Annotated in this window: 13 protein-coding genes; 8 read left to right on the plus strand and 5 right to left on the minus strand. The window is 39.4% G+C overall.

Features of this window, described 5'->3' with window-relative positions; genetic code table 11:
• Positions 1–228 precede the first annotated feature (228 nt).
• From BLS64_RS08085 to BLS64_RS08095, 3 genes are all read left to right on the plus strand, one after another.
• Positions 229–852: a chloramphenicol acetyltransferase gene (locus BLS64_RS08085; protein ID WP_093113271.1), complete on the plus strand. Its 624-nt coding sequence runs from the start codon at positions 229–231 to the stop codon at positions 850–852.
• Positions 853–1,084: 232 nt separating this feature from the next.
• Positions 1,085–4,864, plus strand: a complete 3,780-nt coding sequence (locus BLS64_RS08090) for a class I SAM-dependent DNA methyltransferase (protein WP_176763450.1) — start codon at positions 1,085–1,087, stop codon at positions 4,862–4,864.
• An 11-nt stretch (positions 4,865–4,875) separates the two neighbouring features.
• The gene (locus BLS64_RS08095; RefSeq protein ID WP_093113026.1) at positions 4,876–8,133 is read left to right on the plus strand and encodes a DEAD/DEAH box helicase; all 3,258 of its coding nucleotides are present in this window, start codon (positions 4,876–4,878) and stop codon (positions 8,131–8,133) included.
• Between the two features lie 163 nt (positions 8,134–8,296).
• Here BLS64_RS08095 and BLS64_RS08100 read toward each other — a convergent pair whose 3' ends face one another.
• A complete protein-coding gene (locus tag BLS64_RS08100; protein ID WP_093113027.1) occupies positions 8,297–8,521 on the minus strand; it encodes a helix-turn-helix domain-containing protein in 225 nt (74 codons plus the stop codon).
• 745 nt (positions 8,522–9,266) lie between these two features.
• On the opposite strand from BLS64_RS08100, the gene BLS64_RS15330 reads away from it, so the two are divergent.
• From BLS64_RS15330 to BLS64_RS08115, 4 genes are read left to right on the plus strand one after another with little or no spacing between them, the layout of a single operon-like run.
• Positions 9,267–9,935 (plus strand): carboxypeptidase-like regulatory domain-containing protein, encoded by a 669-nt coding sequence (locus tag BLS64_RS15330; protein ID WP_245693397.1) that lies wholly within the window; start codon positions 9,267–9,269, stop codon positions 9,933–9,935.
• Positions 9,907–12,138: a SusC/RagA family TonB-linked outer membrane protein gene (locus BLS64_RS08105; protein WP_245693398.1), complete on the plus strand. Its 2,232-nt coding sequence runs from the start codon at positions 9,907–9,909 to the stop codon at positions 12,136–12,138. The genes BLS64_RS15330 and BLS64_RS08105 overlap by 29 nt, the downstream gene beginning before the upstream one ends.
• A 13-nt stretch (positions 12,139–12,151) precedes the next feature.
• A complete protein-coding gene (locus BLS64_RS08110; protein WP_093113273.1) occupies positions 12,152–13,549 on the plus strand; it encodes a RagB/SusD family nutrient uptake outer membrane protein in 1,398 nt (465 codons plus the stop codon).
• Positions 13,539–16,460, plus strand: coding sequence for a M16 family metallopeptidase (locus BLS64_RS08115; protein ID WP_093113028.1), 2,922 nt, complete (start codon positions 13,539–13,541; stop codon positions 16,458–16,460). Before BLS64_RS08110 ends, BLS64_RS08115 begins: the two co-directional genes overlap by 11 nt.
• Before the next feature lie 64 nt (positions 16,461–16,524).
• On the opposite strand, the gene BLS64_RS08120 is transcribed toward BLS64_RS08115, so the two are convergent.
• From BLS64_RS08120 to BLS64_RS08135, 4 genes are all read right to left on the minus strand, one after another.
• Positions 16,525–16,788 carry a DUF6520 family protein gene (locus BLS64_RS08120; RefSeq protein WP_093113029.1) on the minus strand — a complete coding sequence of 88 codons (264 nt, stop codon included), beginning with the start codon at positions 16,786–16,788 and terminating at the stop codon, positions 16,525–16,527.
• A gap of 74 nt (positions 16,789–16,862) precedes the next feature.
• Positions 16,863–17,306 (minus strand): MauE/DoxX family redox-associated membrane protein, encoded by a 444-nt coding sequence (locus BLS64_RS08125; protein ID WP_093113030.1) that lies wholly within the window; start codon positions 17,304–17,306, stop codon positions 16,863–16,865.
• Positions 17,307–17,379: 73 nt separating this feature from the next.
• Entirely contained in the window at positions 17,380–18,345 is a 966-nt protein-coding gene (locus BLS64_RS08130) for a helix-turn-helix domain-containing protein (RefSeq protein WP_093113031.1), read from the minus strand.
• A 6-nt stretch (positions 18,346–18,351) separates the two neighbouring features.
• Positions 18,352–18,729: a DUF7793 family protein gene (locus BLS64_RS08135; protein ID WP_093113032.1), complete on the minus strand. Its 378-nt coding sequence runs from the start codon at positions 18,727–18,729 to the stop codon at positions 18,352–18,354.
• 304 nt (positions 18,730–19,033) lie between these two features.
• Between BLS64_RS08135 and BLS64_RS08140 the strand changes: the two genes are divergently transcribed.
• Positions 19,034–21,448 carry an aminotransferase class I/II-fold pyridoxal phosphate-dependent enzyme gene (locus BLS64_RS08140; RefSeq protein WP_093113033.1) on the plus strand — a complete coding sequence of 805 codons (2,415 nt, stop codon included), beginning with the start codon at positions 19,034–19,036 and terminating at the stop codon, positions 21,446–21,448.
• The last annotated feature ends 51 nt before the right edge of the window (positions 21,449–21,499 follow it).

Here is a 21,499-nt window from a genome sequence, read left to right on the forward strand (position 1 = left end):
ATTGACCAGATCTGTAACACAACTAAAAAAATGTTATTGAAACCTGCTAAGAAAGCAGCTTTGGTACAATCAAATGAAAAATGGTTCCAACTTGTTACTGTCTGAAGAGTTTCAAAATTTTCTTGAAAAAGGATGGTGTCCAAAGACTTTTAGTGGGGTTCGGCAGGATCAGCTTGTTCTTTAAAAATTTGAATGTAAAAAGAGTAATAAATAGTGGTTAAACTGAACATGAGAAAAATAGATCTAAATAACTGGAACAGGAGAGAACATTTTGAATTCTTTTCAAAGATGAAAAGTCCGTTTTTTGGAGTTGTGGCAGAGGTGGAATGTACAAACGCCTACAAAAAGGCAAAAGAAAGTGGTGTTTCTTTCTTCGCGTCTTACCTGCACAAATCTATGGTTGCCGTCAATTTAGTGAGGGAGTTGAAACTACGCATTATTGGTGATGATGTTGTGGAATTCGAAACCATTCATGCAGGTACGACAATAGGTAGGGAAGATGAGACCTTCGGCTTTGCTTTTATTCCGTTCGAGCTAAGTTTTGAGAATTTTAATCGGGAGTTGCAAAAAGAGATCCTGGCAGTTAAGAACTCTACAGGCTTGCGTTTAAATAATGATGCTATTAAAAAAGACCTCATAAGACACTCTACTTTTCCCTGGAGTTCTTTTACGGGTCTTCTTCACCCTTCTGATCTGGATAGAAAGGAATCTGTACCCAAAATAACATTTGGTAAGTCCAAAAAAAGAGAAGGAAGAATCTTCTTGCCCGTTTCTGTTGAGGCGCATCATGGTTTGGTCGATGGATTTCATATTGCCCGGTACCTGGAGGAATTTGAAAAGCAACTGAAATAATCCTTTTTTCCCTTGTGCAGGAAATACTTTAGTAAACAATCTTTTGGGTGTACGCCCGGCAAATAAATGAAGATCATCTTCCTTTATGAATAAAATGATGAAGATTAACAAGGATTGTGGTTTTTCCTTCTGCTATTTCAATATAAAATGCTATTTTTAAGACCGCTTTAACAAAGCGTGGGCGGAGGCGACCCCTACAGCTTCTGCTTTATTGCAAATTATATCTTTCTGAATGCATACAGACCAGCCCCTCATTACCGGCAATCTTCATATACTTAAACCCCGTAAAGCTTTAAATAAAGCTTACCTTAAGGTCAAACCAAACCGGTCTCAGATAGAGAGTTTTAAGCAAAATCTCATCGAGTTACTAGACAGGACCAATGAAATTGAATCTGAAGAGTTCCACAAGAACCTGGTAACCGATTTTCTCAAGAGAACCTATTACCACCCAAGCCATTTTATAAATACAAAGGGGCGAACAGACCTGGTGATCCATAATGGCGATAAAGCCAAAAGCAGCGTCGGGGTCATTATTGAAGCCAAGAAACCCACCAACAGAGCAGAAATGCTCAGTCGCGACAAGATCAATTGTAAGGCATTCCATGAACTGGTGCTTTATTATTTAAGGGAGCGTATCACGCACAAGAACCTGGAGATAAAATATCTGGTGGCGACAAACATCAATGAGTGGTTCATTTTCGACGCCAATTTCTTTGAAAAAGCTTTCGCGCAGAACAAGAAACTGGTGAGCCAATTCACAGACTTTGAAGCCGGTAGGCTGGCCGGGAAAACGACCGACTTCTTCTATAAGGAAATCGCGGAACCTTTTGTTGCTGAAATGCAGCAGGAAGTGGAGTTTACGCATTTTGATATCAGGAACTACGAAAAACCGCTGCGTAACAATAATCCCAAAGACGACAATAAGCTCATTGCGCTGTTCAAATTGCTTTCTCCCGAGCACCTGCTGAAATTGCCCTTTTCAAATGACAGTAATAGCCTGGATAAACGTTTTTACGGAGAGCTGCTGCACATCATAGGCCTTACCGAAAACAAACAGGGAGGTAAAAAGATCATTGAGCGGCAAAAAGAGGGGCAACGAAATACCGGCTCGTTCCTTGAGAACGCGATCATCCAGCTTGAAAGCATGGACAAGATTGGCCGGCTGGACAACCCTGCGCATTTTGGAGAAACCCAAGAAGACCGTCTTTTTTCCGTGGGCCTGGAGTTGAGCATCACCTGGCTCAACAGGATCCTTTTTCTTAAGTTGCTGGAAGCCCAGCTTCTCACTTATCATAAAGGAGATAGATCTTACGAGTTCCTTAGTCTTGACAGGATCCACAATTACGACGACCTAAATTCTTTGTTCTTCCAGGTGCTGGCAAGGCAGCACGGGGACAGGAATGAAGATGTAAAAGCCCTTTTTGAGAAGGTGCCTTACCTGAACTCTTCCCTGTTCGAGCCTACAGATATTGAGCATGCCACCCTGTTCATCAGCAACCTGCGTGACGATAAGACGTTGCCTATCTACAGTTCCACCGTGCTGAAGGATAAGAAAGGCAAAAAGCGCAGCGGCGAACTCAATGCGCTGGAGTATTTGTTCGAATTCCTCAATGCCTACGATTTTAGCAGTGAGGGGGGCGAAACCATTCAGGAAGACAACAAAACCCTCATTAATGCCTCTGTGCTTGGGCTTATCTTTGAAAAGATCAACGGCTATAAGGACGGCTCTTTCTTCACGCCCGGCTTTATCACCATGTACATGTGCCGCGAGACCATTAGGAAGGCCGTGGTGCAGAAGTTCAATGAGGCCAAAGGCTGGAACTGTGAAGATCTTGACACACTTTATGATCGTATAGAAGACCGGCAGGAGGCCAATGAGCTTATCAATAGTTTGAAGATCTGTGATCCAGCGGTGGGCTCAGGACATTTCCTGGTCTCTGCCCTGAATGAGATGATCGCCATCAAGAACGATCTCAATATTCTGCAGGATCGTCACGGAAGAAGGCTGAAGGAATACCATGTGGAAGTGGTCAATGACGAATTGATCGTGACCGATGATGACGGGGAGCTTTTTGAATACAATCCCTCCGGAAAGGAAAGCCAGCGGGTACAGGAAGCGCTTTTCCACGAGAAACAGAACATCATTGAGAATTGCCTTTTTGGAGTGGACATCAACCCGAACTCTGTAAAGATCTGCCGCCTGCGGCTGTGGATAGAACTACTGAAGCATGCCTACTATAAGAACGAGACAGAACTTGAGACCCTGCCGAATATCGACATCAATATCAAATGCGGTAATTCCCTTATAAGCCGTTTTGACCTGGATGCCGACCTGAGCAAGGCGCTTAAGGACAGCAAGTGGAACATAGACAGCTACCGGGTGGCTGTTGACACCTACCGCAACGCGCACAACAAGGAGCAGAAGCGGGAAATGGAGAAGATCATCCACGACATCAAGAACGATTTTAGGAGCGAGATCTCTACCAATGACCCGAAGGTAAAGAGGCTGGAAAAGGTAAAAGGGGAGATCTTTTTAATGGCCAACCAGACGCAGCTCTTTGAGCAGTCAAAAAGAGAAAAAGCCGCCTGGAACAAAAGGCTGGAGAAGCTCACCAAAGAAAGCAAAAAGCTGGAAATCGAGATCCAGGAGATCAAGGACAACAAGGTCTTTGAGGACGCTTTTGAATGGCGCTTTGAATTCCCCGAAGTCCTGGATGACAATGGGGATTATGCGGGCTTTGATGTGGTGATTGGGAATCCGCCTTATTTTTCTTTGTCAAAGATAAAGGAACAGTCGGATTATTTTTCACAGGCAGGATTTACTACCTTTTCTAAAGGTGCAGACATATATTGTCTTTTCTATGAGCGGGGAGGAGAAATTTTAAAACCGCAGGGCCATCTTACTTATATAACCTCTAATTCATGGTTAAGAGGAATCTATGGAAATTTACTTAAGGATTATTTTTTAGAAAATCTTCATCCTATTGCCCTTTTAAATATTGAAGATATCCAGGTATTTGATGAGGCCACAGTAGAGTCAAATATTATTACTCTTCAGAAAGGAAAAAAAACAAGTTCCTTTCCTGTGGTAAATCTTTCTGAGAAATATGCTATCGGTTCTTCTTTAGCCGAATTTTTTAATAACTACAGTTTTGATTTTGTCATTCCAGAAACTTCCGATTGGTTTATTGGAAATCAAAAAGAAACTGAACTTAAACTTAAAATTGAAACTAACTCAAAACCTCTTAAGGAATTTGACCTGACAATCAATTTTGGAATTAAAACAGGATATAATAAAGCATTTATTATTGAGGAAGAAAAGAAGGATGAATTAATTAAAGAACATCCAGAAAGTGCGAATATTATAAAACCCATTCTGAGGGGGAGAGATGTTCAGAAATACAAGCATGATTTTTCACGAAAATGGGCCATATGTACTTTTCCCGCATTAAAAATTGATATTGATGATTATCCTGCTGTACGAGATTATTTATTAAGTCTGGGTAAGTTTAGGCTCGAACAATGTGGAAAGAAAGGAAGTAGGAAGAAAACGAGCAACAAATGGTTTGAAACACAAGATTCTATTTCTTACTGGAAAGATTTTAATAAACCTAAAATAATCTGGGGAGAAATATCGGACCGCCCAAAATTTGCATTTGATGATTCTGGCTATTACGCTGAAGCTACTACTTTTCTAATGACAGGGGAAAAACTAAAATTCCTGTTGGCAATCCTAAACTCTAAAGTTTCTGAGTGGTATTTCAACCTGATCGGTACGACTACAGGGATGGGGACGAACCGTTGGAAAAAATACAAGATTGAATTACTTCCTGTCAAGGTTCCTACTGTAGAACAGGAAAACAAAATAGAATCCTTGGTAGATCAAATTCTTGAATCAAAAAAAGAAAATTCCGCCGCCGACACCTTTTCTTTAGAAGCAGAAATCGATAAGTTAGTTTATGAGCTTTATGATTTGACGGAGGTGGAGATTGATATTATTGAAAACAATTAAAATGACCCCGGATGATAGATGTCAAGACTCCAACCGTTGAATTTTTCCATTACAACAAAGATGGAAATCTAGCTAAACAGTTCTTTACAGGTGCTGAAAAATTTGAGAACTGCATGCTTGAGAGTGAAGAACCATTCATTCTTAATTCCAATGGTGACAGAATTCTAATTTCTAGCGATCCAGATTTTAAAGTCCCAGAAGAATGTGATTATGCTTTACTTTCTTCTAAAAAACCAACTAATAAAGATTTTTTGGGATCTAAATTTAATTTTAGACGATGGCTGAAACATCCTTTAATTAAGGCTCATACATCTACCGAAATAAAGGAGTCATGGGATGGAAATTTTAATTATATAAAAGAAGATTTGCAGAAGAATATTCATGGGCTTCGGCCACCACAATTGGGTGCTCTTTATGCGATTCTTTCTCATCTGCAAAATAAAGGAGATAAAGCAATTGTCGTATTGCCTACAGGAACGGGCAAAACTGAAACTATGATTTCTACATTGATAGCCAATCAATGTAATAAATTACTAATTTCTGTTCCCTCAGATGCTTTGCGGGAGCAATTAGCAAAAAAATTTTCTACCCTTGGCTTGTTAAGGAAATTCGGCATAGTATCGGAAAAAGCTTTAAACCCGATCGTGGGAATAATTACTACAAAATTTAAAACAGAAAAAGAACTAGTCGATTTTCTTAACCAAGTCAATGTTGTTGTTACAACTATAAATATACTTTCAGGGCTTGAACAAAATCAAAAAGCCATTATTAGCGATTCCATTTCTCATTATTTTATTGATGAGGCTCATCATTCAGAGGCTAGTTCCTGGAGAAATTTTATAGGACTGTTTGACCCTCACAAGGTTTTTTTATTCACAGCTACTCCTTTTCGTAACGACCAGAAAAAGCTTGATGGAAAATTCATATATGAATTTTCACTAAAACAAGCACAAGAACAGGGCTACTATAAAAATATACAATTTAAACCCGTTAGAGAATATGATTTAATTAGCGCGGATATGGCAATTGCTGAGAAAGCAGTTTCTGTTCTAAAAGATGATCGAAAGAAAGGCCTTAATCATATTTTACTGGCACGTTGTAAGACAAAGGATAGAGCGAAGGAAGTATTTCAACACTATATAAAACATTCCGAACTAAACCCAGTTTTAGTTTACAATGGAATACCTGCATTAAAAAAGAAATTAGCTTCCATTAAAAATTTGCACAATAAAATCATTGTGTGTGTAGACATGCTTGGAGAAGGTTTTGATCTACCAGAATTGAAAATAGCAGCAATCCATGATGACAGGCAGAGCATTCCAATAATGCTGCAATTTATTGGTAGGTTTACTAGGACTTCCGGGAAAATGATCGGTGACGCTACATTCATTACGAATTTGGCTTATCCTCCGATTCAACAAGAGCTTGATCAATTATATTCTAAAGGTAGCGATTGGAACGTACTACTTCCGAAAATTAGTGAAGGAGCCACAAAAAAGGAATTAGATTTCCAATCTTTTTTGAATGGATTCAGGAGATTACAGCAATCTACTATTCCCTTTGAATCGATTAAGCCAGCATTAAGTGCGACAGTTTACAAGTTAACAACTGACAGGTGGGAGCCAAGTAAATGGAGGGAAGGAATTTCTAATTTGGATACCTATGAGTACCAATTTAATGATATCAACAGTAATCAAAATACATTAGTTGTCATTCTAGGCAAAAAGTTTAATACCGATTGGGGAAGCTTTGATACCGTCCAGAATTTTCAATGGGATTTAATTATTGTTCATTGGGATAACAGAACCGATAGAAATTTAGCATTTGTTCATACTTCCTTAAATCCCTTCAAAAGCAAAAAACTAATTGATGCAATATTTAATGAGCAAAATTCAATTATACAGGGAATGGATGTTTTCAGAGTCTTTCATGACGTTAAACGGCTAAAACTGTATAATTTTGGTGGTAGAAAAGGTATTGGTCAAGATATTAGTTTTCAGTCTTTCTTTGGTAAAAATGTTGAAGATGGAATTAAACAACTAGAGCAGGGAACATTAAAAAAGAATAATGCATTTGGTACAGGATTTAAAGAAGGAGATCAAGTAACGATTGGTTGTTCGGTAAAGGGAAAGGTATGGGCCTATCTTAGAGGTAATCTCAAAGAGTTGATTGATTGGTGTCAAGAGTTGGGAACTGTTCTTATAGATAAGTCAATAAATCCTAACGTGTTTTTAAAAAATACTATCCTTCCAGAAAGAATTAATATTCGACCCCAAAATACCCTTCCCATTGCAGTTGATTGGAATCCACACTTATACAGATATCCGGAACATAAGTATTCTTTCAATATAGGACGTTTTGGAAAGTTTTTCGATCTTTCTTCTTCTGAATTAAACATTATTGATACACCTATAGATCAACCAATACGTTTCTCTTGGAATTCTGAAACTGACAGAATTGAATTTGAGCTGGTATTGGGCTCAAAGATAATAGACGGACGCTTAGAATCTTTTGGCAAAATTAATCGAGTTGGAACCATTGATGCTATAGTGACATCTGGAAATAAAAGAGAAAATATTGCTGATTTTTTTAATGAGTACCCACCTGTGATCTTTTTTGCTGATGGATCTCAGTTAGAGCTTAATTATTATTTTAAGCCAAAGGATCCTGTTGAAGGTTTTAGTCCAGATCGTCTGGAAAGTTGGAATTGGGAAGGCGTGTCCCTTAATAAAGAATCAATGGGAATCAAGCCTTATATTAAAGATTCGATCCAATTCAATTTTATTCAAAGAATTAAAGACGAATTCGAAATAATATACGATGATGATGGTTCTGGGGAAATTGCTGATGTTATAGGTATTAATCGATCTGAAGTTAAGATTGATATTCACTTGTTTCATTTAAAGTATGCCAAGGGTGGCAAAGTGAGTAATGATATTGATAATTTCTATCAGGTTTGTGGGCAGGCTCAAAAATCCTTGAACTGGAAATACCGAGAAGGAAAAGAGTTATTTACACATCTATTGAAGAGAGTGAAAAAGAAAGAAAAAGAGAAAGAATGTTCCAGATTAATTAAAGGTTCTGTTGAGGATTTAGAATTACTTTCAACGGCAGTTAAATGGAACCTTGATGCCAAATTTCATATTTACATAGTACAACCTTCCCTTTCAAAAACCGATGCTTCGGAAGGTATTTTATCGCTGTTAGGGACAACAAGTCATTATCTTTCAACAGTGGGTAATGTTAACTTACAAGTAATAACAAGTTAATTTTTGAATTATCATATAATAAGAATAAACGGTTTGCTTTATATGCTGTGGATAAATATTTTGTAGAAGTTGAGTATGATCTTTGGAACAACAAAGTAGTTGGTAAAAGAAAATTTGCCGAAGGGGAGCTTCCGCATCGTTACTTCAAAAAAGATCTATAACTCTAAAGAGGCTCTTCTGGCCAAAAATCCTTTGGTGAGCATTCCAGGATTTCAGCAAGCTTATTGAGATGATTAAGATTGTATTTTGCTCTCCTTTTTAAAGATTCTACATGTGAAACAAAGCTGTTGCTCATATCCATTTTACAGGACAGAGAGGATTGAGATATGCCTTTTTCCAGCCTCCTTTTCTTTACTTCATTAATCACATATAATTCTATTTCGCTCATTCTATCTCAAATGGTTCTACAAAGGGGAGGTTTATTTTAAATTTTAACAACTGTACATGTACCATTGACAAATATTTTTATATATTAGCCCCAGATAATATATTTGCGATTCTTCTTTAAGTAAAATATTAGAAGCATTCGCTTTGAATCTTGTATCAGAAAACTGGTAATTTTTTAGTACACAAGAGGATAAGCTAGGATGCTCACGACCCGGGCGTGGGCTCTCTTATTCGTGTACAGGTATACCAGTACCTCTGATACAATAAGTTGAGTATCCACGCCTTTTTGATCCCCCTCATTAAGACGTCCCCCCGATACTCTTCTTTCTTCAAAGCTGCTTCCAGTTTAGAGGTTTCACAATTAGAAGAACTTTTGCTTTGCCTGTTAATTAGCCATTACTCTTGTACAGGGCAAAGCGCTTAGGGTGCATGGTTAGTGTTAAGTACCCGTGGGATAACCATTACGCAATACCTACAACTTGTAATGGTGATGGGTGGGTGGGATACAATTTTGCCCTTTTAAAAAGGGATGACTTTTAAAGGTAAAACCAAAACAGTGATGCCAATGAAACAGTACTAAAAAACATTCTGGTCAAAACTGCCAACCCCCACGGCAGCTTTGGCCACACCTACACCTGTTCCAGGAACGGGTTCCATACTAAAATGGCCTTCCAGTCACTTTTGGCGAAGGACGCTGGAAGGCCTAAATCAAATAAAACTAAGTTTCATTTAACCATTACAAAGTTATGAAAAATAACTACAGCCGGTTTGTAATAATCGCGCTCATCACCATTATTCTTTTTCTATATGCCATGACCGTGAAAGGCTATGGTGCAGAAAAGGAAATCTACTTCCAGACAACTATAAGCGGGAAAGTAGTTGACCAAGAAGGCTTGCCCATTCCGGGGGTAGCCGTTAATATAAAGAACAGCAATAACGGTACCGTCACCAATCTTGGTGGTACCTACAATATAGATGCAGCATCTAATGATATCCTCAACTTCTCCTACCTGGGCTTCAAAAGGCAGGAGGTGCCGGTGAAGGGGAGAAGTCAAATCAATGTCACTCTTATAGAAGATGTAACCGCTCTCGATGAAGTTGAGATCAATGCCGGGTACTACAACACCACCAGGAGAGAAAGCACAGGGAACATTTCCAGGGTAACCGCAGAGGAGATAGAAATGCAGCCGGTCGTGAGTCCGCTGCAGGCATTGCAGGGGAGAATGGCGGGGGTAGAGGTCACCCCGGGAGGGGATCAACCCGGTATGGCTCCCACCATAAGGATAAGGGGAAGGAACAGTCTCAGGGACGAAGGAAATTACCCTCTGTACATCATAGACGGGGTTCCCGTAAATTCCACTCCAATAGGAAGCAACAGCCTACGTTTTGATCACTACAAAGCAGGGGAAATATAAAGACAGGGGGCTGCAGGTTTCCACTTCTACAGGAGTTTCCTGGATGCCCCGCAGGATGGACCTTCTCAATACAGAAGAGTATTTACAACTAAGGCGCACGGCTTTTGAAAATGACGGTGTGGAACCCACTGCTTCCAATGCGCCAGACCTTACAGTTTGGGATCAGGAAAGATATACAGACTGGCAGGATTATGCATTTGGGGGTACCGCAGAAATGCAGAATATAAATCTCTCTGCAGTAGAGAGTATGGATAACACGACATTTTGGTTAGGAGGCTCGTACCAAAATGTGGGGACGATCTATCGTGCAGACCTGGATTACAATAAAATCGCCGGATCTCTCAACATCAACCATTACTCGAAAGACGACAAGCTCTTCATGGGGCTATCAGTTAATTATGGAAGAGACGATATTTCCTCGGTTGGAGATAACAGCCTTTCAGTTGAGGCTTTTTATCTGCCTCCTAATGCACCGAAAATATTTAACGAGGACGGAAGCCTTCACTGGGAAGAATGGGGTAATGCAGGTATGGATAATCCCTTTGGTGGTTTCTTCAATGAAAGTCGCACGAAGAGTAATAACCTCATTTCTAATCTTGCCTTGTCATATGATCTTGTAGACGGGCTTAACCTTAAGTCAAATTTTGGCTATACCAATTTTCATAATACAGAACTGGTTAAAATGCCAAAGCGATCTTACAATCCGGCAGATTGGGAAAATGTGACGAATACTTCCCATCAGATCGAAAACGACAGGGAGACGTGGATCATTGAACCCCAGCTTCATTATAATTTTCAGGGAGAAAGGTTAGGGTTTGACGCTTTGATAGGAGGGACCCTCCAACAGAGTAATTATGCCATAAGTAATATCACAGGAGAAGGGTATGTCGCAGAATCTTTAATAGGAAACCTCAGGGCTGCCGAAAATATAATCATTACAGATGATTCCAATACCGAATATCGTTATGCAGCCATTTTTGGAAGATTGGGAGTGGACCTTGATGAAAAATATTTTCTGAATCTCACCGGGAGACGGGATGGTTCCTCGCGTTTTGGCTCCGGAAAAAAATGGGCTGATTTTGGTGCCATAGGCGCCGCCTGGATCTTTACCGAAGAAGATATTTTTAAGGACAGTGAATCTTTTCTGTCGTTCGGAAAAATACGGGCCAGTTATGGAACCACCGGTAGTGATCAGATAGGGGATTACGGCTATCTCGATGCCTATGAAGCCACCCCGGGACCCGGAGGTTTGTATCCCACACAGCTTGCCAATTCTGACTATTCCTGGGAGATCAACAAAAAATTAGAGGCAGCCATTCATCTGGGGTTTTTACAGGATAGAATAGGGCTGGGTATGAGCTGGTACCAAAACCGTTCATCTAATCAGCTGGTAGGCTTTTCCCTGCCATCTACAACGGGTTTTACAAATATAACGGCTAATCTTCCGGCAACCGTGGAAAATACAGGACTGGAAGCGGAACTGTCATTTTTACCACTTCAAACGAAGAACTTTAGTTGGGAAACATTTTTAAACGTTACTGTTCCCAAAAATGAATTGATCAAATATCCCGGCATAGAGAATTCGGTTTATGCCAATACGTATCGTGTGGGTCATCCTCTCAGCATAGAGCTTCTGTACCGGTATGAAGGGTTAGATCCTGAAACGGGTTTCTATAAAGTAGCAGATGTAAATGAAGACGGCAGGTACAATTATGAGGACCGTACTGTAATAAAAAGTTTTGACAGGGAATTCTATGGAGGATTAAGTAATACCCTAAGCTATAGAGGATTCTCATTGCAGTTTCTTGTCAGTTTCGCAAAACAGGAAGGTACTTTAAATTTATTTAATGCCGGGGCTTTTGGGAACCAAAGAACAGAGGACTATGATGCGTTGAGCCAAAACACTCAGTTTCAAAAAGTTTCAAGATCCTCTCAGGCCCGGACTGCTTATAATCGAGTTCTTTATACGAATTTCCCGGTTGTGGACGCCTCTTACCTGCGACTTAAAAATCTATCCCTGGCCTATAAGCTGCCTTCTTTAATGCTTTCACAAGTCGGATTAAAAAACGGCAAAATCTTCCTTAATGGACAGAACCTAATAACCATTACCGGGTATGAAGGTATGGATCCTGAGTTTCCAAAGGTCGGAACCTATTTTTCCTCATTGAGTTCAATCAATGCAGGCTTTCAGTTACAATTTTAAAACAGAAGCAAAGATGAAAAATTTAATAAATAGTATAAGGTGCGCCGTGATTCTTGTGGGACTCCTGTTCATTTCATGTGAAGATTACCTGGAACTGGAAACGCCAGATCAAAAGATCATCAGCGAAGCAGTTTTTGAAAATGATGAAACGGCACAAAGCGCTATGAGGGGCATTTATAATCAATTGGCAACAGTTCCCTTCAGCAGTGGAGGAGCCAATAGTGTGACTGTTCTGGCCGGGTTATCAGCAGATGATATTTCCACAATTTATGATATAGGTAATGAGGATTCTGAATTTAATGAACATGAAATTTCGCCAGATAACAGTAAGAATCTTAACCTGTGGTCCAGCGCCTATAACATCATTTATTCCACGAATTCTCTTCTCGAAGGAGTGAGAAATTCTGACCAACTTTCAGATGGAGTAGTAGGAAGGCTGGAGGGAGAATCGAAATTTGTACGGGCATTTACTTACTTCTATTTAGTCAATTTATTTGGAGACGTGCCTTTGGTGACCACAACAGATTACCAGAAAAACTCGATGATTTCCAGGACACCTAAAGAAGAGGTTTACGAGAAGATCGTTGAGGATCTGACAGATGCTTCAAACTTGTTGGCTTCAGAATATTCTTCAGGAGAACGTACACAGGTAACCAAAGCTGCTGCACATGCTCTAATGGCAAGGGTACAGTTATATCTCCAAAATTGGATTGAGGCGGAAAACTATAGTAGCCAGGTCATTGCCGACAGTAATTACCGGATTCTTCAGAACTTGAATGAAGTGTTCCTGAAAAACAGTCAGGAAGCCATTTGGCAACTTTCGCCTTACGGAAGAGGATTAAGCCTTACCAATACGTTGGAAGCGAGCAATTTTGTTATTGATCCGTTCTTCTACTTTTTTGCCGCACTGAAGCTAAATGATGAGTTTATTCAATCATTTGATGATGAAGACCATAGATTGAACAACTGGGTTGGCTATAACGAAGCACTCGGAGTTTTCTTTCCTTACAAGTACAAGGTTCAAAACAGTACAGACGAAGCCACTGAGTATTCTATGGTCCTTCGATTAGCTGAACAATATCTGATACGCGCCGAGGCCAGAGCCCGCTCTGGCGACTTGACAGGAGCCATTTCTGATCTTGATGTTATAAAAATGAGAGCCGGCCTGGACCCTATAGCGGAGTTCAACCCGAACATTTCAGAGACCGATTTAGTTACTCTGATTATAGAAGAACGAAACAAGGAGCTCTTTACGGAATGGGGACATCGTTGGCTTGATCTAAAGCGTGCAGGAATGGCCGAAGCCATATTCGAAGATACCAATGGATGGGAGTCTACAGATGTACTTTACCCAATTCCTGAATCAGAACTCATTAAAAACCCTAATCTAATTCAGAACGATGGATACTAAAACAAACAATAAATCCACATTCATAGGAGCTAAAAGAGTATGGACCTTTTTGTTGCTGGTAGTAAGTTTAAATACCGCTGCTCAGACCGAATGGAATGGTACTATAGATTCTCTTCCTCTGGATGAGAATATCAGATATGGACAATTAAAGAACGGATTCACCTATTACATAAAATCCCTTTCTGAACAACAGTCAAAATTGCAAATGAATCTTTACGTAAAAGCTGGTTCTAATCATTCAAAAAAGGACGAGATAAATATATCTCATGCAGTAGAACACTTAGCGTTTAAGGCAACTAAGAATTTCCCCGAAGGCATTGGTCAAAGTGAAGAAATTAAAGATGTGGGAATGACCATATATGACCTACAAGCCTTTAGTGGATCAAAATACACAGAATATTTTTTTAACGCGCCAGGCAATAATAAGAAAGCCCTCAAAACAGGTTTGATCTATTTTAAAGACATTGTTGACGGACTTCTGTTCACTGATGAGGATATTGAGGTAGTCAGGGGTGAGCTACGACAGGAGTACCTGCTAAAAATACAAGATCCGAAAAAGATTGAAGCTGATACAAGGCTCACTTCAAGTATTTATCCCTGTTCGCATGATCATACCAATTTTCTAAGTCAACAGGCAAAAATGGATCCTCAGACAGTGCGTGCCTTTTATGAAGATTTTTATCGGCCAGATTTAATGGCAGTAAGTGTCATTGGGGCTATACGCGATATTGATCAACTGGAGACTTTAATTATAAAAGCCTTTGGCGACCTAAACAATCCCAAAAACCCCAAAAAGCCTAAAAACTGTGATTCATTGTATTTTAAGAGGCCACAGCAGTTTTTTACAATAGAAAGAAAAACAGATCCATCTAAACTGGTTCCCAACAAAAAAGTAAATTTTCACTTGTTCTATCGAGACCCAGAGACATTCTATAATTGGTCCAATAGCCAGGGCTTAAAAAAATTAATGTTAACAGACTTGTTGGTTGAACTTCTGGTCAGAAGGTTTGCAGATATCTCAAAGGGATGTAGTCTTTTTTGTATCCAAAACGCTTCTCTTTATGAAGAAGATATGTTGGCCGGGCTCCTAATTGAAGCTGAAGCAGATAACGACCTTTACAAGGTGGCCTTTCAGGAAATACAAAAAAGTCTTGCCCAACTTGAAAAGCACGGAATTTCAGAAGAAGAATTCCAACAGTTAAAGCAAAGTTATTCGCGTAATGCCCTTTCAGACAGGGGAGAAGACCCGAGATATTGGAAAGAGCAGATTTTCTCCCACTTCGTATTAGGAGAAGCCCTGCCTGCTCAAAAAAAGCAGATGCAAAAGGATTTTATTGATAATTTAAGTCTAAGGAAGTTCAATGACTATTTGGAAAGGTTCTTATCCACAGGTCCAGATGACATTGGGATTATTGCTCCCACTGGAAGTGAAGCGCTTAATCTTCAGGAAGATCAGGTGAGGTCCTGGATTGAAGAGCAGAAAAAAGAACCGGTTGAAGAGTTTGTTTATTCAGAAGTATCAAAAACTTTATTACGGCCCGAGCAGGTTAAAAATTTAAATAAAAAGGTTCATTACAAGGAAAAATTTAAAGCCCGAAATATAAAAGAGTATGATTTAGAAAATGGTTTAAAACTAATAGCCCAATCTATAGAACCGGGATCGGAAAACGATAAAGGGAAGATTGTGATCAACGGGTTCTCCGGGAAAGGCGTTTGTACTATTCCGCAAGAAGAATATTACTCTGCAATCTTTGCACCTGAAATAATACTGAATTCAGGAATTAACGGCTTCAGTAAGCATGAAGTTGAACAGCATATGCAAGAAAATGGCCTATATCCTGGGGTACTTTCTTTTTATGTAGACTATAATGAATCAGGAATCCAGGGCTTCGTTGAGGTAGATCAATTAGAGAATTTACTTCAACTGCTTTATCTCTATATTACCTCTCCCAATGAAAGTGAGAAGGAATTTCAGAAATGGAAAAAGGATAAGTTGGAATCCTTTACAAGTTCAGAGGCTGTTGAATTTTATCATTTTATAAAAGAAAAAACAGGAGATCCCTCAATTACAGATTATTTTAAAGGAAGAAAAAGTCTTTTCGGGAGCTTGGAAACAACGGAAGGAATTGGAGAAACCGACCTCAATGAAGCTCGAAAGTATTTTAAATATTTCTTCGGAGATGCTACAGACTTTACAATTGTTGTAAGTGGAGATTTTGAAATTGATGAAGTTGCTCCAACACTGGTAAAATATTTTGGAAACCTACCTTCAGGAACTTCTAAAGTTACCACGTGTACCACAAAAACGGAGACCAGTTTACCGAAAGGCCCTGAAATGTTTGTAGTTCCCACTCCTCCGCATTTTGACCACAAAAATGTCAAGTATGGGTGGAAGTATATCAAGGATGCACCTAAGTCCGATAATTGGAAGGATCAAATGGAGGTTGAAGTTTTGGGTAAACTTGCCAATATAAGAGGTTGGGATCTGAGGTTTAAACATGGATTTGCAATTTATGATGTGCTGGTATTAGGGGAATTGAATAAAAAGATGAACAGATATGAGATATCTTCTTACCTGGATCTTATGCCTGAGCAGTATTCTGCAGTCCGCAAGGAGGTTCATAAGATCTTCAAAGACTTAAAATCAAATCTGGTCTCTAAAGAAGACCTGCATCAAGCCGTGCGATACGTTGCATCAAAAAGGCACAAGCTGTACGGTTCACCTGGAACAATTCAAAAAAGAAATGAACAGCTTTTTGATCACTACAAGTATGGTCAAGCTTTAGCTAGTCCGGATGAAATGAAGGAATATCTTGTTTCTCTTACTCCTAAAGACATACGTCGTTTAGCAAACAAGTTTTTTCAGGATAAAAATCTATATGAATTTGTAATGAAGGAGAATGAGCTATAAATAACAAAAGCAAAGACACACCGATTAATTCGGTGTGTCTTTCTAATAGTCTCAGTACTAACTGTTACTGTTCAATAATGATTCCATCACCCTCCTTTTGACTACCAGATGAAGGAGCATCATAAAGGTCATGAACCTGGCCATTTCTCAGCCTGATCTGGCAAGGAAGTTCATCCTGTCCACAATCATACTCCTGGTTCAACGACATAAAGGTTCCATTGATTTTTACATAATCCGTATTCGGATCGCTTTCTGCCTTTTCTGTCGCAAAGGACATACCTATGGCAAAAAACATTGCCAGTGCCGGAATTAAAAATCTATTTTTCATAACATTAAAAATTTAGAATTATTGCCTACTCTCAATCAGGTTTTCGGCTTCCCCTGCTTTTGTTGCAACAAAAATTATTGATCATATTTTCTTTGTTGAGGGGACATGACTAAACCTGCTAATGCCAGAATAAGGAAACCACCGTTAAAAAGGATATGCTCCTTCCAGGATAAGGAGGGTAAAACACCATTGCAGGAGCAGGGAATTGAATCAGAAAGATTTAAGACCGCAATAATATAAACTGTGAAAATCAGAAGAAGAGAGAAAGAGGCCAAATAGGCTTCATCCTTTAGGCGTGGAAAGAAGAATAAAAGAGCAATCATAATTTCCACACCCGGTACCAGCCATGCAAGCAGTTCTGCATACTCGCTTATGAACGGAAATTGACTCAGGCGGATTCGAAAGGTTTCCAGCTGAATTAATTTCTCTACTGCTGCGTAAATCCATAGAGTGATTAGCAGAAAGGAGAACAATTCCCGCGAGGTTTTTCTATTGATAATTTTAAAAGTCTTCATCATGCTTTTCTTTACATGATAAAGGTCTGAAGCAAAATTTAATATTCTCGTATTAAGGCTTGTGGTTTAGGTATGTTCATTCTTTTCGCTTCTTTAGAAGCTCACTGGGGTTGTAGCCATACTGGGCCTTAAAGATCTTGGAAAAGTGAGGAAAGCTTTGAAAGCCACAGATGTCTGCTATTCTTCCAAGAGGGAGGTCACTGTTGATGATGAAACTATGGGCTCTTTTCAGGCGCTGTTCTTTTTGAAAGCGAAAAACGGTGGTGTTATAGAGTTGTCTGAAGCCAATCTTGAGTTTGAACTCGTTAGTACCATGCTTATGCGCCAGTTCTTTTAAAGATGGTAGTGGTTTCTCCAGGTTGTTAAGAATATAGTCATAAATTTCCTGAATCTTTCGTTTATCGGCTTCCCTATGCAATAATGCCTTTTTCTTTTTAGGGGACTTATTGTCCTGAAGTTTTAGATTTTGAAGGGCCAGTTGAATTCTTTCTTCCTTCTCTTTAGACTGAATAATGGTTTGCAGGGCAGTGACGAAGTAAAGTTTTTGGCCATCTTTTTTAAGCAATAGGGAAGAGATGGAGCAGAGGGAGGGGACGGTGAGGGAATTTTTAGAAGAAAAGAAAAGTCGCAGAGTATGAAAAAAGGGTTGTTCCCCGGAGTTTTTCATTTCTTCTATTTGTTTTGACCAATTAGCTTTTGATTCTGAGGTCAGGAAATTTTCAAATGACGTTCCGTATAACTGAGAGGGTTCCATTCCTGTTAATTGTTGAGCCGGGGCATTGAAGTTACGTATGCAGAATTGCTCATCCAGAATAAAGGTCATTTGGGCAATTTGCTTATACGTCTCATGTGGATTAATAAGAGCGAAGTGATGGAAGCTTTCTAGTATTTCCTCTGCCATCATGTTCAAAAGAACAATGACGGTCTCCAGCTGGTCTTCATGTCGGGAGCGTTCAATTCTATAGGAGAAGTTTCCACTGGCCACTTCAAAGATCATCTGGCAGATCTTTTCAATTTTTTCTTTATCTGTTTTGGTATACATGACCTGTTACTTGCGATAAGTCTTTAAAAATTTTAATGCTTCATATTTTTCAGTAAAGATTTTTGTAGGAGTAATAGGTTTATTGGTGCGAATGTAAAAATCCGTGATAGCCTGAGATATAGGAGGGTTAACCAAAAAAGCAACAGCGGAGGTCATTATAGAGCCTTCTTTTGCCAGGTAATCTCGGGCACTCTTATCAGTATCCTTTATACCCCGAGTATCGCAGAAGACAGGCAATACTTTTTCCCCCTGGTATCTCAGCCTGTCCATAACAACTTGTTCGGCGGCGGCCAGATCAATAACTACAGCAGGGTGATATATGAAATGCAGGATACCATCATCTATCCAAAAGGTAGCAAAGTCATTGGAGAGGGAATTATTCATTATACTCTTGTTTAGCCGATAATGAAGTTAGGGAAATTTTATGTAAAAAACTGATTTTCACTTTTTTCACTCAACCTCTTAGATAAAAATAATATGAAATAACTCGGTTGAGTTATAGATGACGGAGTTTGATTTGTTCTAAAGGTATTTAATATCAAAGAAGACTTGTCAAGAAGAGAAATTTTGTCATAAAGGGATAACTACTTGCCTGTAAGGTATTCAGTTTTCAGTACAAAGGGAGGATAAAGAGATTTGCTGAGCAGGATTAATTAGATTCATAGTATGAACTTAAAACTCTGTACAAATGGCTAAAATCAGACAAAACAATTTTCTGGATACTGTTGATGAGGTATTCACCAGTGCAAGGAAAGCAGGGGTTTTGCATTTGCACGCAGAAGGAGACCATTTTTCCGGTCGAACCATTCAAATTAATGGTAAATCTCATTTCCATTTTGGTACCACTGGCTATTTAGGGTTAGAACAGGATCAGCGATTGAAGGAGGCGGCAATTCGAGCGATTGAGCAGTACGGCACTCAATTCCCATTGTCAAAAAGTTATATTTCGCATCCCCTTTACTCCAGTTTAGAGGAGAGAGTAGGGGTTATGTATGACACTCCAGTAATTATTACTAAAAACAGCACCCTGGGACATTTAGCGGTTATTCCCACGGCCGTTCGTGATGAAGATGGGGTGATCCTGGATCATCAGGTTCATTGGAGTGTACAGAATGCGACCAGTTTATTAAAGACCAGAGGTGTTCCGGTAGAAATGATAAGACATAACAATCTGGAGATGCTGGAGGATAAGATCAGACAGCTTTCCAATAAGTGTCAAAAGGTCTGGTATATGGCCGACGGGGTGTATTCGATGTATGGTGATTATGCTCCAGTAGAAGAGCTTATGGAATTGTCAAAGAAGTATCCACAGCTACACATTTATTTTGATGACGTTCACGGGATGAGCTGGAACGGAGAGAATGGTACGGGGTATATTAAATGTGTACTGAAGGATCTGCCTGAAAATGTACTTCTTTTTGGCACCCTGAGTAAGACCTTTGGAGCGAGTGGTGCCGTGGCCATTTCTACTGATAAAAAACTTTATTCAAAGATCAAGACCTTCGGAGGACCTCTTACTTTTTCAGCCCAGTTGGAGCCGGCTTCAGTAGGGGCGGCAATAGCTTCAGCAAATATTCATCTGTCACCGGAAATTTACAACCTTCAGGCCGAGTTACAGGCAGGAATTGGATACTTCAATAAACTTTTGGATAAGACTGAGCTTCCCCTGATCAATAAGAATACCTCTCCTGTTTTTTACATCGGAACCGGAATGCCTGTTACCGGGTATAATTTCGTGCAACGTTTATTAAAAGAAGGTTTCTATGTAAACCTGGGTATTTATCCAGCAGTGCCTGTTAAAAATACAGGAGTAAGAATTACCATCTCAAGGCACAATAAAGCAAGTGATATAAAAGCTCTAGTAGAGGCTATGGAATACCACCATCCTAAAGCTTTGGAGGAAACAGCCACTAACCTGACAAAAGTGCGGAAAGCTTTCAGAATGCCGGTTAAAACTGAGATGACTAAAATTGAAATTTCACCAGGTATGAAGTTGGAGATTTTTGATTCCATTGAGAAGATTTCCAAAGAAACCTGGAACAGCCTGTTCAGCGGGAAAGGGGTGCTCGATTGGGAAGGACAGCTTTTTCTTCAGAATGTTTTTAGCGGTCACGAACAGAATGAATACAACTGGAACTTTCTTTATGCCGTTATTCGGGATGTGAAAGACACCATAATCTTGGCCGCTCCAATAACTATAGCGTTATGGAAGGATGATCTGTTAGCCCAGGCGTCTACCTCTCTAAAAGTTGAGGGAATGAGACAGCAGCAAGGTAAATATTATCTTACCTCCCGTGTGCTGAGTCTGGGATCTATGTTTACTGAAGGAGATCATCTTTATTTAAATGAGAACCATCCCGAAAGAGAAAAGGCACTCGGACTTTTGGTTGATAAAATGGAAGAGTGGGAATCTGAGACATCAATGATCGTTTTGAGAGATTTTGATGCAGATACCCCTCTTAACAACTTTTTCCATGACCGTGGTTTTGTGAAGGCTAATATGCCGGATTGTTGTTTTTTTGAAGATTTTTCCTGGGAGGGTAGGGGAGATTTTTCTTCTGTACTATCCAAAAAATCCAGGAGGCATTTTTATAAAGATATTAAACCTTATGAGGAACTTGTTGTGGTAGAGGTGATAGAAAAAGTTCCTGAAGAATATTTAACTCATTTTCTAAAACTATATGAGAACGTAAGGCAGAATAATCCCGGGCTCAACACCTTTCCTTTTCCACCCAAATTATTCGCAGAAATGAATGGGCATCCTAACTGGGAATTTATTTGTCTAAGTTTAAAACAAGACAAGGATAGGCGTGGTGATCTGGCCGGGGTAATGTTTTGTTATAAAAATTCCGGCAAAACTTATGTTCCGAGCTTTGTAGGTATGGATTATGACTGCACTGACGATTTTAGTATCTACAGGCAACTTCTTTATCATACTATCCTCCGAGCTAAAGAGCTTGAATTTGAACGGATAGATTTTGGTCTAACCGCTTCATTTGAAAAGAAGAAGTTAGGTGCTAAGGTGAAATCTAAAGTTTGTTATATCCAGGCCAAGGATAATTTTTCACTGGAACTCCTTGAGACCCTACAGAATAGTAGATAACCTATTGAAGTACATCAGCTCCCCATCCAGTTTTTCAATCCCTCAAATTGA

Source organism: Salinimicrobium catena, from assembly GCF_900102915.1.
Taxonomy (GTDB): Bacteria; Bacteroidota; Bacteroidia; order Flavobacteriales; family Flavobacteriaceae; genus Salinimicrobium; species Salinimicrobium catena.

What these genes read in the sequence shown, in the direction of transcription:
- BLS64_RS08100 (WP_093113027.1), bottom strand. Translation starts at nt 8,521, where the DNA reads ATGAGCGAAATAGAATTATATGTGATTAATGAAGTAAAGAAAAGGAGG.
- BLS64_RS08140 (WP_093113033.1), top strand. Translation starts at nt 19,034, where the DNA reads ATGGCTAAAATCAGACAAAACAATTTTCTGGATACTGTTGATGAGGTA.
- BLS64_RS15330 (WP_245693397.1), top strand. Translation starts at nt 9,267, where the DNA reads ATGAAAAATAACTACAGCCGGTTTGTAATAATCGCGCTCATCACCATT.
- BLS64_RS08110 (WP_093113273.1), top strand. Translation starts at nt 12,152, where the DNA reads ATGAAAAATTTAATAAATAGTATAAGGTGCGCCGTGATTCTTGTGGGA.
- BLS64_RS08125 (WP_093113030.1), bottom strand. Translation starts at nt 17,306, where the DNA reads ATGATGAAGACTTTTAAAATTATCAATAGAAAAACCTCGCGGGAATTG.
- BLS64_RS08135 (WP_093113032.1), bottom strand. Translation starts at nt 18,729, where the DNA reads ATGAATAATTCCCTCTCCAATGACTTTGCTACCTTTTGGATAGATGAT.
- BLS64_RS08120 (WP_093113029.1), bottom strand. Translation starts at nt 16,788, where the DNA reads ATGAAAAATAGATTTTTAATTCCGGCACTGGCAATGTTTTTTGCCATA.
- BLS64_RS08085 (WP_093113271.1), top strand. Translation starts at nt 229, where the DNA reads ATGAGAAAAATAGATCTAAATAACTGGAACAGGAGAGAACATTTTGAA.
- BLS64_RS08115 (WP_093113028.1), top strand. Translation starts at nt 13,539, where the DNA reads ATGGATACTAAAACAAACAATAAATCCACATTCATAGGAGCTAAAAGA.
- BLS64_RS08090 (WP_176763450.1), top strand. Translation starts at nt 1,085, where the DNA reads ATGCATACAGACCAGCCCCTCATTACCGGCAATCTTCATATACTTAAA.
- BLS64_RS08095 (WP_093113026.1), top strand. Translation starts at nt 4,876, where the DNA reads ATGATAGATGTCAAGACTCCAACCGTTGAATTTTTCCATTACAACAAA.
- BLS64_RS08130 (WP_093113031.1), bottom strand. Translation starts at nt 18,345, where the DNA reads ATGTATACCAAAACAGATAAAGAAAAAATTGAAAAGATCTGCCAGATG.